This window comes from Ochrobactrum sp. PL_is483, assembly GCF_055816855.1.
The window spans coordinates 168606-184695 of the sequence record NZ_JBVPGS010000038.1 but is presented as its reverse complement, the minus strand read 5'-3'; the positions used below and the strand labels follow the sequence as shown (position 1 = coordinate 184695).

Here is a 16090-nt window from a genome sequence, read left to right as displayed (position 1 = left end):
TCGTATGGCCGTCATGATAAGCCGAAAATCCGTCATCATGGGCACGCTTTTAGCAATGAGCTTCGCAGGAATAAAGAGGCCTGAGGGACAAAGACGCAATAAAACTGCATCCCTGCCCCTGAAAAGGTTTACATAAACGCCGTTGAGGTCAGTCCAACGAGAAATCGAAACGATAAGTCGCCGACACGCCGACCATGAACTGATCCCGCGAGCCGCGCTCCTTGACGATGCTCGAATCCTTCGCCGATCCTTGCAAGCGGTTGTACTCTCCGAACAGGCTGGTATCGACCTTGTCAGTCGCCTTCCAGGTGATCGCACCACCAACACCAGCCGACTTGAAACCGCTCCCCGGCTTGTATTCTGAAAGTCCCGACGCCGCAGCCTCTTCGGCATCAACGCCGAAATAAGTCTTGAAATAGTCTTTCGAGGCGAAAGTCGCACGCGGGCCGCCCGACACGCGAACGGTCGGGGTCACGTCATAGAACGCGTCAGCAGCAATATCGGCTACGACGCCGTTATGCGCACGGATACCATGGCGCACTTCGCCGCGCACACGCAGCCAGTCGGTCGGATAAACGTCAACAAACGCACCTGCTTCGCCGCCAAACTTCGTGTCCTTCAGGCCATGAATATCGTCATTGCGTTCGAAGAGAAGCTTGCCAGCAAGCCCCGCACGGAAGCGATCATTGTCAATCAAAGCGAAGGACACGTTGTCATTTCGCGATGAAAAGCGCGTCGCTTCTCCCTGTCGGCCAAGTGAGATCAACGGCTGGGCAGAAAAGCGATACTTGTTTGAACCTTCGAATTTTGGAGCAACAAGACCAGCCGCACCAACCTTGAGATACCAGTCACCGGACCAAAAATGCTTGCGGGCCGGCTGCGCCGCTTCCGCAGCATAAATATCCGTCTGCTGAACGTCTGCGGAAAAAGCAAACGGGCTGCTCATTAGAAATGCGGCACCTGCAACGAGCGCCAGAGAAACAATACGTGCCACATTAAACTCCAACAAAAAGCGCCCCAGCTAGTATTGAGGCATTTATCACTTTTGGTCAAAAATAAGTAAAATTTGATTTAAATTTTAAGTGGAAAACAGGAGCAAGACTTCGCTTCACGCGAAAGAAAGCAAGCGATCCAGTTCAGACAGCGGCTTCGCCCCGGCAAGTAGAGCTCGCGCCTCAGCATCATCCCGCTTCATCTGATCAATAAGCGGATCAAGGCCATCGAACTTGATCTCGCTGCGCAGATAGCCGAAGAACGAGACGCAAGCAGTCTCGCCATAAAGATCGCCGGAGAAATCGAAGAGAAAGGTTTCAAGAAGCGGCATACCGTCACTATCCACAGTGGGGCGACGACCGAAACTTGCGACTCCATCGTGCAAGTCGCCATTCTCGCGCCTGAACCTGACAGCATAGATGCCGTGTTTCAGGCCCGCCTGCGCATCAATTTTCATATTGGCGGTCGGAAATCCAAGCGTACGCCCAAGCTTTTGGCCGTGAATGACCTCACCACACACCATATAGCGATAACCAAGAAGTCCTGCCGCCTGGGCGACATCGCCTTCGCACAGCAAGTTTCTTATGCGAGTCGACGAAACCAGATTGGCACCTTCATCTGTAAATGCATCGACCAGCGTAACCGTAAATCCGGCAAATTCTCCCGCCTTTTGAAGAAACTCCGGCGTTCCGCGCCGTCCTTTGCCGAAATGAAAATCGTAGCCGGTGACAACACAGCTCGCATGCAGCCTTTCCACCAGAATGTGCTCGACAAAATCTTCCGCCGAACGGGACGAAAACTCACCCGTGAAAGGCTGCTCCACGACGGCGTCAAACCCCATAAGGCGTAATATGTCCGCTTTCTTTGCAGCCGCAGTCAAACGATCAACCGGCGCGTCGGGCTTGAAAAAGCTGCGAGGGTGCGGCTCGAAAGTGAGAACCACAGCTGGCAAGCCGCTTCTTTCCGCGATTTCCAACGCACGTTCGAGAACAGCCTGATGGCCGCGGTGGACTCCATCGAAATTGCCGATCGCCACCACACAATTTTGCAGGCGTTCAGGCAAGGAATCCGTTCCAGAAAGGCGCTGAAAGCTGGATTTGATCATCTTTGTCTGGTCTTCGATTGGTCGTAAGAGGTTGCCAGCGTTCAAACGAGAGCATTCAATGAAGCAACCGGACGGTTGCCGTGCTTCTGCAGAAACGCTTCCATTCGGGCAATGTCAACGGTGCCGTCAGTTGTATAATCCGCTGCATGCACTCCGCCGGAGATGTAAAGCACATCCAGTCCGAAGTCGGCAGCGCCCTTCACATCGGTCAGAACACCGTCTCCAATACCGAGAATTCGACTTTTTTCCAATTTTCCGCCGCGAATTTCTTCAGCAAACTGCAACGCTGCCTCATAAATCGGGCGGTGGGGCTTTCCAGCGATGAGGGTACGGCCGCCCAACTGGCTATATTCGCGCGCGAGAGCGCCAGCGCACCAGATCAACCGCGAGCCGCGCTCAACCATAATATCCGGATTTGCGCAGATGAACGGAAGATTGCGAGAGCGCAAGCGGACCAGCAGTTCCTTATAATCGTCGGGCGTTTCGGTTTCATCATCATAGAGGCCGGTGCAGACAACACCTGCAGCTTCGAATTCTTCGACCCGTTCCACGTCGAGACCGTCATAAATGGTCAGTTCTCGCTCGCAGCCGATATGAAACACCTTTCGCGGACCTTCTGCGATCAGATCTCTGGTTACATCGCCCGATGTCACAACACGGTCATATGTATCCGCAGGCACGCCAAGTCCCAGCATCTGCGCTTCGACATCAGGATGAGGTCGTGGAGAATTGGTTACCAGAATGACTGTAACGCCGTTGGCGCGTGCGCGTTTTAGCGCCTCAATCGCCGCCGGATAGGCGGACACACCGTTATGCACTACACCCCATACATCGCAGAAGAGCACATCGTACTGGTCGGTCAGATCATCGAGGCGGTCGAGCTGCTTCATGGTTTCCTCTTGATAATTCATCTGTAAGGCGAGAATTGCCAGCGCTCCATCTAACCCAGCCGACCCCATCTGTCACGGCCTTTGGCCCGGATTCCGACAGGTAAAGCTTCGTTCAATCATCCCACAGGGGATTTCACCCTTCATTTACCCTGCTTCGTGACCGACTATTAGAAAGATATTGATAGGAGCGGATACAACTTTCCATTTCATGCGCTGCAGATACAACCGCCGGCGGGGGCAAAATTGAAAAACTGGTTTGTTAAATTCGGCAGGCTTTCGCTGCTTGCCTTTCGCCGTATGCCTCATTCACTGCGCCAGCGTTTCATCGAGGATGAGCGCGGTAATTTTGCGATGATAACAGCCTTGGTGCTGGTACCCCTGCTTCTCGCTGGCATGGTCGCGGTTGACACCGCCAATCTCATGCGCGTGCGCAACAATGTGCAAGCTTCGCTTGATGCGGCTGCTTTGGCTGTGGGTAAAAGGTTCTCCACCGGAGCCTCCCAATCCGATATGCAGGCATATGGAGCACTGATCTTCGGCGCGAACCTTACTGCCATAAACGTTGATGCGGTGCAGTTTCAGGTCAGTTTTCCAGAAGGAGCGCAAGCAAACCAGCAAGTACGGGCAACTGCCAACTTCACATATCAGTCCCTTTTCGGGGTCATAGCGTCTCGCCTGCTTGGTTCAGACCGAAATGACTGGGATGATAAAAAATACGCGATGCAATCAGCCGTAAGACTTAAGAACACGGTCGAAGTTGCGCTTGTCCTCGATAACTCCAAGTCCATGGATGAAACAAGAAGCGGATCGTCAAAAAAACGCATCGATCTTCTAAAGGAAGCCGCCTCGCAACTTGTGGAAACGATGGCCTCACAATCCGCCCTCATAACCCACGTCGAAAAACCTGTGCAGTTTTCGCTGGTTCCTTTCGCCGGTTCTGTGAACGTCGGCTCGCAATACCTCAATGCGGCCTGGATGGACCCGGAAGGCAAGTCTTCTGTCAATCTTGAAAATTTCAGCCTGCCCGTCACGATCGACAGTACCCGCAAGATAGAAGAAAAGCCCGCGGGCAGCGGGCGATATTACAAAGTGGGAACCGGCTGGGGAGAACGGAACAACAAGCCTTTTTCGCGCGCGGAGCTTTATGCTGACCTTACACGGAGATCAAGCGAGCCGTGGCTCTCCTGGCAGGGGTGCGTCGAATCCCGTCCCGGCCCTTATGCGCTGGATGTAACGCCGCCTTCTGACAGCAATCCGGATACGTTGTTTGTACCGATGTTCGGCCCGGCTGAGTATTACAACACCGACAGCAGAGGGAACGTCACTTCCACCGTTTTGAACAGCTGGTGGCAAGACGACACCTCCCTCGCCTACTCGCCGCGACAAAGCGACTTGAAAAAATATTACCTGCGCGATTCCCTCGACAGGATCTATCGAGGCGGAAGATCGACAGACGGCGGTCCTAACTATAGCTGCACCACATCACCTCTCACGCCCTTGACTGATGTTACAACCGCGCAAGGAATGAAAACGATCCAAACCGCGATCAAGGCAATGGTGCCAGCCGGTGGCACGAATGTTCCTGAAGCCATGGCCTGGGGCTGGCGAACCATCGTTCAGGGTGCCCCGTTCACGGAGGCCCGGGCTGCAACGGAACGAGGCAATGACAAGGTGGTGATCGTGCTCACCGATGGCGCCAATACTTATTATAAATATGACGGTTTGGCTGGCTCGGGGCCAGACCGTGCCGGAAACCTGTCTTATTACTCGGCACATGGCTATACCACCCGTATAACAAAAAAATATAGCCAGAGCCGCCTCTTTCAGGAAAGCGGCGTTTCGGTTTCGCAAAACAACGCTACATACACCAAGGCTATGAACGCCCGTTTTGCAAAACTCTGCGACAACGCCAAATCCGCCAATATCATCGTCATGACGGTCGCGCTTGATCTCAACGAAGCAAACAGCACAGAAAAGGCCCAGATCGACCTGCTGAAATCGTGCTCTTCAAACTCACGTGTGCGCATGGAAGGGGGAAAACCAGTCAAACTCTTCTGGAATTCGACCGGCGGCGAGCTGAGCGAAACCTTTCGTCAGATTGGCGACGAATTGTCCAATCTACGCATCGTCAATTGATATCGGCAACGGCATCACCATATGCGGGTATCGGCTGCGCCTGCCCGATGGTGGTCCTGTGTTAAGTATGGTGCAAATTAACCATCATTCGCCTGTCAAATTCATCAGGCAATCTTGACAAGATAAGGCACGGCTTCTATCTCAGAGCCACGTTAGCACTCTTACACGATGAGTGCTAACAAGCGCGGATCGGTTTGATCCGTTAACAGGGTTCAACGTCTATAACACCAAGGGTTATACCATGGCTGATATCAAGTTCCGCCCGCTTCATGACCGCGTCGTCGTTCGTCGCGTTGAATCGGAAGCCAAGACCGCTGGCGGCATCATCATCCCTGACACCGCCAAGGAAAAGCCGCAGGAAGGCGAAATCGTCGCTGTTGGCGCTGGCGCTCGTGATGAAGCAGGCAAGCTGATCGCTCTGGAAGTCAAGGCTGGCGACAAGGTTCTGTTCGGCAAATGGTCGGGCACCGAAGTCAAGATCGGCGGCGAAGACCTGCTGATCATGAAGGAATCCGACATTTTGGGTATCGTTGGCTAACCAAGCCTCGGGCGGTTTCGCTCTTACCTGAAAACCAATTCACCATAATCTGACCGGGACAATTCCCAGGAGAGTAAAATGGCTGCTAAAGACGTAAAATTCGGCCGCACTGCGCGCGAAAAGATGCTGCGCGGCGTCGATATCCTCGCTGACGCTGTTAAGGTAACGCTTGGCCCGAAGGGTCGTAACGTTGTTATCGACAAGTCCTTCGGCGCTCCGCGCATCACCAAGGACGGCGTATCGGTCGCCAAGGAAATCGAACTGGAAGACAAGTTCGAAAACATGGGCGCACAGATGCTGCGCGAAGTAGCTTCCAAGACCAACGACACCGCCGGTGACGGCACGACGACCGCGACCGTTCTGGGTCAGGCAATCGTTCAGGAAGGCGCCAAGGCTGTTGCCGCTGGCATGAACCCGATGGACCTGAAGCGCGGCATCGACCTCGCAGTTTCGGAAGTTGTTGCTGAACTTCTCGGCAAGGCCAAGAAGATCAATACGTCGGAAGAAGTTGCCCAGGTTGGCACGATCTCCGCTAACGGCGAATCCGAAATCGGCAAGATGATCGCGGAAGCGATGCAGAAGGTCGGCAATGAAGGCGTGATCACGGTTGAAGAAGCCAAGACCGCTGAAACCGAACTCGAAGTCGTTGAAGGCATGCAGTTCGATCGCGGTTACCTGTCGCCTTACTTCGTCACCAACCCTGAAAAGATGGTTGCTGACCTCGAAGACGCCTACATCCTTCTGCACGAAAAGAAGCTCTCGAACCTTCAGGCTCTTCTGCCGGTTCTGGAAGCTGTCGTTCAGACCTCCAAGCCCCTCGTCATCATCGCTGAAGACGTCGAAGGCGAAGCTCTTGCAACGCTCGTTGTCAACAAGCTGCGCGGCGGCCTGAAGATCGCTGCTGTCAAGGCTCCTGGCTTCGGCGATCGCCGCAAGGCCATGCTCGAAGACATCGCGATCCTCACCGGTGGTCAGGTTATCTCCGAAGACCTCGGCATCAAGCTCGAAACCGTTACGCTTGACATGCTCGGCCGTGCCAAGAAGGTTTCGATCTCCAAGGAAAACACCACGATCGTTGACGGTGCAGGCCAGAAGGCTGAAATCGACGCTCGCGTTGGCCAGATCAAGCAGCAGATCGAAGAAACCTCTTCGGACTACGACCGTGAAAAGCTTCAGGAACGCCTTGCCAAGCTCGCTGGCGGCGTTGCCGTGATCCGCGTCGGCGGTGCAACGGAAGTTGAAGTGAAGGAAAAGAAGGACCGCGTTGACGACGCCCTGAACGCAACCCGCGCTGCGGTTGAAGAAGGCATCGTTGCTGGTGGCGGCACTGCCCTCCTCCGCGCTTCGGCCAAGATCACTGCCAAGGGCATCAATGCCGACCAGGAAGCTGGCATCAACATCGTTCGTCGCGCTCTGCAGGCTCCGGCTCGTCAGATCACGACCAATGCCGGTGAAGAAGCTTCGGTCATCGTTGGCAAAATCCTCGAAAACGCTTCCGAAACCTTTGGCTACAACACCGCCAATGGCGAATTCGGCGACCTGATCAAGGCTGGCGTTGTCGATCCGGTCAAGGTTGTCCGCACTGCCCTGCAGAATGCAGCATCGGTTGCTGGCCTCCTGATCACCACCGAAGCCATGATCGCTGAGTTGCCGAAGAAGGACGCAGCTCCGGCTGGCATGCCTGGCGGTATGGGCGGTATGGGTGGCATGGACTTCTAAGAAGTTCGAACGCCATTTTACTGAGAATGCGAGAAAGGCGGCCCTTGGGTCGCCTTTCTTTTTACCTCACGTAACAGTTTGTGATTTATGAAAAATTTACTCTGCTTTCGCTTTGCCGCAGGGAATTTCTTATTTTAGAAACTTCTGATTGACTCTCTACCATCAATCATGGTCAATCCCGAGTGATAGCGAGATGGACTTCCTGTTTGCCCCCGCACCTTGGAAGTCCTGTCTCAGGCAACAGGAAAGACAGGCCTCGGCTTGTCTTTCCACCTGCTCTCCTGAAAAGCCGGTTTTATTCTGCGGCGGAGATTCTCAACCCATCCGATGCGCGGGCGTCATATCGAGCGCGAGCCATCATTACTTTTGCTTCATTGGCGATGGCCCACTCACCCAGTGCGCGCACCGGGCGCAAAAGGTCGCGCCCCATTTCCGTCAATTCGTACTCGACCTTAGGCGGGATCGTCGGAAAGATCGTGCGCTTAACGAAGCCATCCCGTTCCAGATTGCGTAGCGTCGTCGTCAGCATTTTTTGAGAAATGCCGTCCACGGTTCGGCGCAACTCGTTGAAACGCATGGGATGATTACCAAGATAACTCACCACAAGCACTGTCCATTTATCACCTACGCGAGACAGGATCTCCGTTACTGTCCTGCATGCACTGGTTTCCTTGAAGTCACCGGGTTTCAAAAAAGTGCCTCCTTGTGCCGAAAATTAGTCACTTATATAGCGTCGGTTCCCAACGGTTACCACTCAATTGAGGTACTATCCATGTCTAAACTCAAAGTCGCTGTCATCATCGGTAGCACGCGCGAACAGCGTTTTGCCCCGGTCCCTGCCCAGTGGATTGCGAAGCTTGTTGCCGAACGGCCCGAAATGGACGTCGAAGTTCTTGACCTCGCCGACTATCCAATGGGGTTCTATGGCGACACCGCCACCACGCCCGCTCAAGCGGAAACCGCCGACAAATGGAAAACGAAACTGCGCGGGTTCGACGCGTATATTCTTACGGCGGCTGAATATAACCATGCCCCCACCGCCGTCCTGAAGAACGCTATCGACTATGGTGAGTGGATACAAAAGCCAATGGCGTTCGTTGGCTATGGTGGTGTGGGCGGCGCCCGCGCTGTCGAGCAATTGCGGATGATCGCAGTGGAAATGTCTTCCATGTCCGTCAAAACAGGGGTCCATATCCTCTTCCCTGATTATCTCGCAGTCGTTAAGGGCGAAAATACTCTGGACGATTTCCCTCATCTGGCGGAAGCAGCCAAGAACATGCTGGATCAGCTGATCTGGTGGGGTAGAGCTCTCAAGTCCGCTCGCGCCGTATAACGAAAATGGCAAGCCGGACATCAGAATTCCGGCTTGCCGCTGGCATCGGGCGCCCTATGATTATCCGCAGCTATAACGGAGTGAATAGTCATATGCGCAAGGAACTTCCCATCGCGACAGCCCCGAAAGATGGCCGCAAGATAACAGTCGTCTGGACCGACGAAGACGACCAGCGCAACGAGTCGATTGCGCAATACCGAACACTTGCTCAATTGCAGGCTGGCGGCGGGCAATGGGATGAAACAGATACAGGCTGGTGGACTTTCACCGACAGCAAGACACAACGCAAGATCGAACCAACTGCCTGGATTTCCGAGACGGACGATAGCGAACAAGAAGACGACGCTTGACGAAAAGTCCGGTCAATAAAAATTGACCTTTATAATCATATTTTATCAGTCTATCGGATATTAGAAGTTTCACGGAGAAACATTGACCCGCCAAAGATTTGGCGGTGCTATATTCATTCTAAAAGGCTCGGTTCCGAGTCCAAGTTTGCCGGAGACATGAAATGACCGCTACGCGTACCGAAACAGACACTTTCGGCCCGATTGATGTTCCCGCAGATCGTTACTGGGGCGCCCAGACGCAACGCTCGCTGCAAAATTTCCGGATCGGAGGCGAGCGCATGCCGCTTCCGTTGGTTCATGCGCTGGGGGTCGTCAAGCGCGCGGCAGCAGAAACCAACATTGCTCTGGGAAAGCTCGACCCTGTTCTTGGTCAGGTAATCGCGGTGGCGGCGTCCGAAGTCATCGAGGGCAAGCTGGACGATCACTTCCCATTGGTCGTCTGGCAGACCGGTTCGGGAACGCAATCCAACATGAATGCCAATGAGGTCATTTCAAACCGGGCTATCGAGCTTCTCGGTGGTGAAATGGGATCCAAGAAACCGGTCCACCCCAATGACCATGTGAATATGAGCCAGTCATCGAATGACAGTTTTCCAACAGCCATTCACATTGCAACCGCCGTTGAAGCAGTAAATCGTCTTTATCCGGCGCTTGAGCATCTAACGACAGCCTTGAAAGTCAAGGAAGACGCTTTCAAGGACATTATCAAAATAGGTCGCACCCATACTCAGGATGCAACGCCGGTCACGCTCGGACAGGAATTTTCCGGTTATCGTGCAGCATTGGAATATGCGCGCCATCGGATCTCGCAATCGCTTGCAGACGTTTTTCTGCTTGCGCAAGGAGGAACCGCCGTTGGCACGGGATTGAACGCGCCGATCGGTTTCGATGCGGGTTTTGCTGAAGCCGTGAGCGAAATTACAGGCCTGGCGTTCAAAACAGCGCCCAACAAATTCGAAGCGCTTGCCAGCCATGGCGCCATTCTCAACTTCCACGGAAGCCTGAATGCCTTGGCGGCAGACCTTTTCAAGATTGCCAACGACATCCGTTTCCTGGGTTCCGGTCCGCGCTCCGGCCTAGGGGAACTATCATTGCCGGAAAACGAACCGGGTTCCTCCATTATGCCGGGCAAGGTCAATCCAACCCAGGCTGAAGCGTTGACGATGGTGGCAACCCAGGTCTTCGGCAACCAGACGACCGTAACCGCCGCGGCCAGTCAGGGCCATTTTGAGCTTAACGTGTTCAAGCCAGTTATTGCATATAATGTCCTGCAATCGATCCGCATCCTTAGCGATGCCATGGTGTCATTTGCCGATCATTGTGTTGAGGGAATCGAACCGAACTTGAACCGCATCAAGGAATTGCTGGATCGCTCGTTGATGCTCGTAACCGCATTGGCCCCAGCCATAGGCTATGACAATGCGGCCAAGATCGCCAAGACAGCACATAAGAACGGCACGACCTTGCGCGAAGAAGCTCTGGTGAGCGGGCTCGTATCCGAAGAAGACTACGATCGGCTGGTCCGCGCAGAGAGAATGATTGCGCCTGAGTGAATTGGTATTCATACTGTAAACAAACTGTCGAGGATTAGACGGCTTTCCTTGACAGTCAACAATCGTTAATTGATGCCTCAGCTCAACAGGAGATAGCCCCATGTCCACTATCACTCCGCAGACGAATGGCGTTGTAACGCTTATCGCCCGCATATTCCTATCGATTCTCTTCATTATTGCCGGCTACGGCAAGCTCACCGCCATTTCTGGCACCGCAGGCTACTTCGCTGGCCTCGGCCTTCCATTACCGACTGTCACCGCCGTGATCGTCGGCCTGGTTGAGTTGGTCGGCGGCCTTGCAATTCTCGTCGGTTTCCAGACCCGTATCGCAGCGGCCATTGTTGGCCTCTTCACCATCGGAGCAACGCTCGTTGCGCATATGGACTTCTCGCAGGCTATGAACGCCATGATGGCCCAGAAAAACCTGGCAATTGCCGGTGGCCTGTTCATTCTCGCCCTGCATGGCGCAGGTTCGCTGTCGGTCGATGCCAAGCGCAGCTGATAAAAGCACTACATACGACGAAAAAGCCGCGCCTTCATCGGGCGCGGCTTTTTCAATTGAGCGTATACGAACCGGCTCCATGCAAGGCTGATTGCTATCAGCGCCCTAACCCTTGGCGAATACGCGATGCTACCTCCGCCACACGCGCATTGCCGTGGCTTCGTCGCGCCGAAACAAGACAGGCCTGCGAGCGCAAAATAACGCCGTCTTCCAACACCTTGAGACGGTTGGCGCGCAAGGTGGACCCCGTAGAAGTTATATCCACGATCATGTCGGCAGAACCTGCCGCCGGTGCACCTTCGGTCGCACCGAGGCTTTCCACGATGCGATAGACCTGAATACCGTGTTTCTGCGAAAAGAACTGCTGAGTCAGACGCCAGTATTTTGTGGCGATGCGAAGGCGACGGCCATGACGCTGACGAAAATCTGCAGCCACATCGTCCAGATCTGCCATGCTGGTCACATCACGCCAGACTTCGGGTACAGCCACCACCACGTCAGCGTGACCAAAACCAAGCTCAGCTTCAACAGCCACACGCTCTTCCGAATGTGCCAATGTCTCGCGAACGAGGTCTTCACCTGTCACGCCCAGATCGACGCTGCCATACCCAAGCTCACGCGCAATTTCCGAAGCAGAAAGAAACAGGATATCCAGATCATCCTCACCTTCGACGCGCGCACGGTAATTGCGCGAGTCATCCGGCAGGACGACTGTGTAACCTGCATTTTTGAGCACCGCCAGCGTCTGCTCTTTCAACCGTCCCTTGGATGGCAATGCGAGTGTCACGCTCATTTTTTCTCTCCCGCCAGCATCTGCAACCGGTCGAGCCAGATGGAAAAGCCAACGCCGGGGATGTTTTCCGAAGCGCCAAGCATGGTCAGAAGCCGGTCATAGCGGCCGCCGCCCGCAAGAATGCCATCTTTCTCGATGCCCGCAGCCCGGATTTCGTAAACGAGACCGGTATAGTAATCGAGCGGACGCCCGAAGGATGCATCGTAGATGATGTCGTTGGTGGCAATACCCGCATTCGCGATGGCTTCACTGCGTGCTTCGAATTTCTGCAGCACCGCAGCAAGATCAAGAGCGTTTTCCGCTGCAAATGCCCGCAGGGTAACGGTCGCGGAATCAAGCGAAACGCGCATTTCAAGAAACTGCTTCAGAAGATCGAGCGCCGCGGCAGGGAAGCGCGTGGCCGCCAGATCTTCCTTTTCGATCAGTCGGCGAGCGATTTCAGCCGGCGAACGTCCGGCGCCGGGCGACATGCCGGCTTCAAGCATTTCCGCTTCCAGCATCCGCGCAAGTCCGGTTTCGTCACCTTCTGCGACCAGCACTGCGAGCGTTTCCGGCAACGGATCACGCCGCTGGTCTCCCGTCAATTCAGCGAGCACCTGTTCCATCGAACTGGCGTCGCCGAAAGAACGGAGAATCTTCTTGCGCCAGCCCTGCGGGAGCCCCAGCGCTTTCAGCATACCTGCGAAAACGGACTGATCGCCCAACACGATCTGAAGTTCAGCCTGGGGAGCCGCGGCACGAACACAAGTCAGCGCATCAACGATTGAGCGTGCATCAGAGGCGGCTTCATCGGATGCGCCCAGATCCTCAATGCCAGCCTGCAAAAACTCAGCCGCGCCATCACGACGTTGACGAAAAACTTCGCCGAGATAGGCATAGCGTTTGGGCGTCGCGGCATTCAAAGCGATGTGATTACGGCAGACCGGTATGGTAAATTCTGGCCGCAGGCACAGGCTATCGCCGTTTTCGTTCTCGGTCAGGAAGATACGGCGGCGCAAATCCTCGCCCGCCATATCCAGAAATGGATCAGCTGGCTGGATCAGCGGAATTTCGACAAGCTCCGCTTCGCGCGCATCAAGTTCTGCGCGAAGCGAGTTAAGAACCTCAGACGAACGCGATCCAGTCATGGCTTCCGTCACTTCGACTGTTCTGCGCGGTCACGCGCCTGACTGCCGAGAATTTCGCGGACGGCATCGATCAGCCCATCTTCCTTGACGGTGATCTGCGCCGGACGGCTTTCGCGCCAGGTCACATTATCTTCGATCTCTGCCGAAAGACGCTTTCCCTCGACCAGATCCTTGATCTGCACCTCACCAGCCTCGCGTTCCTGCGAACCCTGAATAATGACGCAAGGGGCCTCACGGCGATCGGCATATTTCATCTGTGCCTTCATGCCGGAACCGCCAACATACATTTCAGCGCGGATACCAGCCTGACGCAGATTGGAGACCATCTTCTGGTAGCGGCTGAGGCTTTCTGTATCCTTGTCCATGACCAACACGACAACAGGACCGACCACATCGGAAACATCCAGTTTGCCCAGATTCTTCAGCGCGGTCATCAAGCGTGAGACACCGATGGAAAAGCCCGTCGCCGGAACCGGCTCGCCCCGGAAGCGCGACACAAGGCCATCGTAACGACCGCCGCCGCCGACCGAACCGAACACGACCTTCTGACCGTCTTCATTGGTAACGTCGAACAGAAGTTCTGCCTCGAAAACCGGACCGGTGTAATATTCAAGACCACGCACAACTGATGGATCGATCTTCACACGGCCATCATATGCGCCTGCCGAAAACAGCGCCTGCATGTCGGCAAGTTCGCTGACGCCTTCTTCGCCCTTGGCATTGCCTGCGACGACAGCGCGAAGATTGGCAATCGTATCGGCACCAGTTGCACCGCCAGCGTCAGTGAAAGCCAACACTTTTTCAATCGCGGCATCGGCAAGTTCAGCACCCTTGGTGAAATCGCCGCTTTCGTCCAGACGACCCTTGCCAAGCAGAAGCCTAACGCCTTCAGGACCGAACTTGTCGAGCTTATCGATAGCGCGCAGCACATTGAGGCGCTTCGCGGCATTGCCCTCGCCTTCCAGGCCAATTGCATCCAGCACGCCGTCGAGAACCTTGCGGTTATTGACGCGGATTACATAATCCCCGCGCCGAATGCCGAGACGCTCCAGCGTGTCGGCCATCATCATGCACATTTCGGCATCGGCAGACACGTTCGGCGCACCGACCGTGTCGGCGTCGAACTGCATGAACTGGCGGAAACGGCCCGGGCCGGGCTTCTCGTTGCGGAATACCCAGCCATTGCGATAGCTGCGATAAGGCTTGGGCAGCGACTCAAAATTTTCAGCGACGTACCGCGCGAGCGGTGCGGTCAAATCATAGCGTAGCGACAGCCATTGGTCGTCATCGTCCAGAAACGAGAACACGCCTTCATTCGGGCGGTCCTGATCCGGCAGGAATTTTCCGAGCGCATCCGTATATTCGACCAGCGGCGTTTCCACCGGCTCGAAGCCATAGAGGTCATAAACTTCACGGATGGTCGCCATCATCTTTTCGGCGGCGCGCAAATCATCCGGCACCCGATCGACAAACCCGCGCGGCAACCGCGCCTTCATCTTGTCCGCTTTATCGGCCATTTTTCCTGCCTGATCGCTGATTTGTACATATTGCCGATTGGAACCGGCATCAATTGTGTTGCCGGTTTCCTAACCGATCAAGTCCGTTGCGGCAAGTGCAGGGAATGTGTTCAGCGTGTCGCAATGGCGACTGCCGCTCCTGCCATCATGCCGGCGCTGGTTCTGTTGGCAATCCGCATCATGCGCGGACTGCGAAGAAACCGCCGTGCCTGCGCTGCAAGTACTACCCACGCCGTATCGACCGCAGCGAGAACGGCGAACATGACCAGCAGCAATTCGCCCCAGCCCACAAGAGAAACATGGGTGATGTCGACCACCGTCGGCAGAATGGCGAGGTAAAACACCATGATCTTGGGATTACCGAGCGTAATCGCCAGCGCGCTAAGGAAGAGCTTCCCGGCTTCCCCCTGACGAGGAATAGCGTTTTCATCGGAAACTTCATCAACTGGTGCGATCCACATCTTCCACGAAAGATAGATCAGGTAGGCAACGCCCACATATTTGAGAATGAGAAATGCTGTATGAAACGTATTGGCCAGCGCGGCCAGTCCCCAGACCGCCAATGAAAGCCAGATCGCATCACCGAGCCACAGGCCGAACATGAATGGAAAGACGCCCTTGTGGCCGCGGCTGATGACACGCGCCACCAGCGCGCCGACATTCGGCCCCGGCGTACCCGCCGCCACAACCAGAATACCGGCGAATGCCAACAACGACACCAAGTCCATGATTATCTCCCATACTCAAAGTTGGGATGTTTCTGGCAGAAATGATGCAGCTTAGCAATCGCTGCTCGGGCCCGGCCTTTTGAAACTCTCTCGCAACTTTTCGATATGCGCTCGACAATGGCAGCCTTCAATGTGGTCGTTCACCAGCCCCATCGCCTGCATAAACGCATAAACCGTCGTCGGCCCCACAAATGACCAGCCGCGCTTCTTCAGGTCTTTGGAAATGCGGATGGACGTTTCAGTCTTTGGATTGGCAATCAGAGTTGGATAGTCCACCACCGCAGGGCGATCTTTTGAGCCCGGCTCGAAAGACCAGAAATAGGCTGCCAATGAACCTTTCTCCGCAACGAGTTCAATTGCGCGTTTGGCGTTATTGATCGTGGATTCGATTTTCCCGCGATGGCGCACAATACCCTTGTCAGCCAGCAGGCGCTCCACATCCGCCTGACCGTATTGGGCAACACGATGGAAATCGAAGCCATCGAAAGCGGTCCGAAAATTCTCCCGCTTTCGCAAAATCGTGAGCCACGACAACCCCGACTGGAAACCCTCAAGGCAGATCTTTTCGAAAAGCCGCAAATCGTCGGAAACAGGAACACCCCACTCATTATCATGATAGGCAAGATAATCGGGTAATTCACCTGGCCAGAAACAACGCATCATTCCATCGGCACCGACGATCAGACCGGTTCTTGCCTCCGCAACATCGTTCATTGTTCCGCCTCTCAAGCTTCATCCATAATTAATTATGTCGCGCAACCTGACACTAACCACAACTTTAATTGGAAGGAGCATGAGGCAAAACA

16 protein-coding genes are annotated in these 16090 nt (G+C 54.8%); 7 read left to right on the top strand and 9 right to left on the bottom strand.

The genetic code is table 11. From position 1 onward, the window contains the following. Positions 1–148: 148 nt before the first annotated feature. The 3 genes from AC0TNJ_RS16575 to AC0TNJ_RS16565 form a co-directional block, all read right to left on the bottom strand. Positions 149–946 (bottom strand): MipA/OmpV family protein, encoded by a 798-nt coding sequence (locus AC0TNJ_RS16575; RefSeq protein WP_473768306.1) that lies wholly within the window; start codon positions 944–946, stop codon positions 149–151. Between the two features lie 162 nt (positions 947–1108). After that, the gene (locus tag AC0TNJ_RS16570) at positions 1109–2098 is read right to left on the bottom strand and encodes a bifunctional riboflavin kinase/FAD synthetase (RefSeq protein ID WP_473771726.1); all 990 of its coding nucleotides are present in this window, start codon (positions 2096–2098) and stop codon (positions 1109–1111) included. A gap of 41 nt (positions 2099–2139) precedes the next feature. Beyond that, a complete protein-coding gene (locus tag AC0TNJ_RS16565; RefSeq protein WP_473771725.1) occupies positions 2140–2988 on the bottom strand; it encodes a TIGR01459 family HAD-type hydrolase in 849 nt (282 codons plus the stop codon). A gap of 243 nt (positions 2989–3231) precedes the next feature. Here AC0TNJ_RS16565 and AC0TNJ_RS16560 point away from each other — a divergent pair, with 243 nt between their 5' ends. The 3 genes from AC0TNJ_RS16560 (at position 3232) to groL (ending at position 7381) form a co-directional block, all read left to right on the top strand. Then, entirely contained in the window at positions 3232–5124 is a 1893-nt protein-coding gene (locus tag AC0TNJ_RS16560; protein WP_473771724.1) for a TadE/TadG family type IV pilus assembly protein, read from the top strand. Between the two features lie 241 nt (positions 5125–5365). Further along, entirely contained in the window at positions 5366–5662 is a 297-nt protein-coding gene (gene groES / locus AC0TNJ_RS16555) for a co-chaperone GroES (protein ID WP_006472506.1), read from the top strand. A gap of 78 nt (positions 5663–5740) precedes the next feature. Next, positions 5741–7381, top strand: a complete 1641-nt coding sequence (gene groL / locus AC0TNJ_RS16550) for a chaperonin GroEL (RefSeq protein ID WP_122001077.1) — start codon at positions 5741–5743, stop codon at positions 7379–7381. 295 nt (positions 7382–7676) lie between these two features. Here groL and AC0TNJ_RS16545 read toward each other — a convergent pair whose 3' ends face one another. Further along, entirely contained in the window at positions 7677–8072 is a 396-nt protein-coding gene (locus AC0TNJ_RS16545) for a winged helix-turn-helix transcriptional regulator (protein ID WP_122001078.1), read from the bottom strand. An 81-nt stretch (positions 8073–8153) separates the two neighbouring features. On the opposite strand from AC0TNJ_RS16545, the gene AC0TNJ_RS16540 reads away from it, so the two are divergent. The 4 genes from AC0TNJ_RS16540 (at position 8154) to AC0TNJ_RS16525 (ending at position 11119) form a co-directional block, all read left to right on the top strand. Beyond that, positions 8154–8714, top strand: a complete 561-nt coding sequence (locus AC0TNJ_RS16540; protein ID WP_122001079.1) for an NAD(P)H-dependent oxidoreductase — start codon at positions 8154–8156, stop codon at positions 8712–8714. Between the two features lie 92 nt (positions 8715–8806). Then, entirely contained in the window at positions 8807–9064 is a 258-nt protein-coding gene (locus AC0TNJ_RS16535; RefSeq protein WP_122001080.1) for a hypothetical protein, read from the top strand. 161 nt (positions 9065–9225) lie between these two features. Next, positions 9226–10617 carry a class II fumarate hydratase gene (gene fumC / locus AC0TNJ_RS16530; RefSeq protein ID WP_473771723.1) on the top strand — a complete coding sequence of 464 codons (1392 nt, stop codon included), beginning with the start codon at positions 9226–9228 and terminating at the stop codon, positions 10615–10617. Between the two features lie 100 nt (positions 10618–10717). After that, complete coding sequence (locus tag AC0TNJ_RS16525) at positions 10718–11119, top strand: DoxX family protein (protein ID WP_122001082.1); 402 nt, start codon at positions 10718–10720, stop codon at positions 11117–11119. A 97-nt stretch (positions 11120–11216) separates the two neighbouring features. Here AC0TNJ_RS16525 and hisG read toward each other — a convergent pair whose 3' ends face one another. From hisG to AC0TNJ_RS16500, 5 genes are all read right to left on the bottom strand, one after another. Then, positions 11217–11912, bottom strand: coding sequence for an ATP phosphoribosyltransferase (hisG, locus tag AC0TNJ_RS16520; protein ID WP_473771722.1), 696 nt, complete (start codon positions 11910–11912; stop codon positions 11217–11219). Continuing rightward, positions 11909–13039 (bottom strand): ATP phosphoribosyltransferase regulatory subunit, encoded by a 1131-nt coding sequence (locus tag AC0TNJ_RS16515; protein ID WP_122001227.1) that lies wholly within the window; start codon positions 13037–13039, stop codon positions 11909–11911. The genes hisG and AC0TNJ_RS16515 overlap by 4 nt, the downstream gene beginning before the upstream one ends. Positions 13040–13047: 8 nt before the next feature. Then, a complete protein-coding gene (hisS, locus tag AC0TNJ_RS16510; RefSeq protein ID WP_473771721.1) occupies positions 13048–14556 on the bottom strand; it encodes a histidine--tRNA ligase in 1509 nt (502 codons plus the stop codon). A gap of 110 nt (positions 14557–14666) precedes the next feature. Next, positions 14667–15284 (bottom strand): LysE family translocator, encoded by a 618-nt coding sequence (locus AC0TNJ_RS16505; RefSeq protein WP_122001085.1) that lies wholly within the window; start codon positions 15282–15284, stop codon positions 14667–14669. Between the two features lie 51 nt (positions 15285–15335). Next, complete coding sequence (locus tag AC0TNJ_RS16500; RefSeq protein WP_473771720.1) at positions 15336–15998, bottom strand: DNA-3-methyladenine glycosylase I; 663 nt, start codon at positions 15996–15998, stop codon at positions 15336–15338. Positions 15999–16090 lie beyond the last annotated feature (92 nt).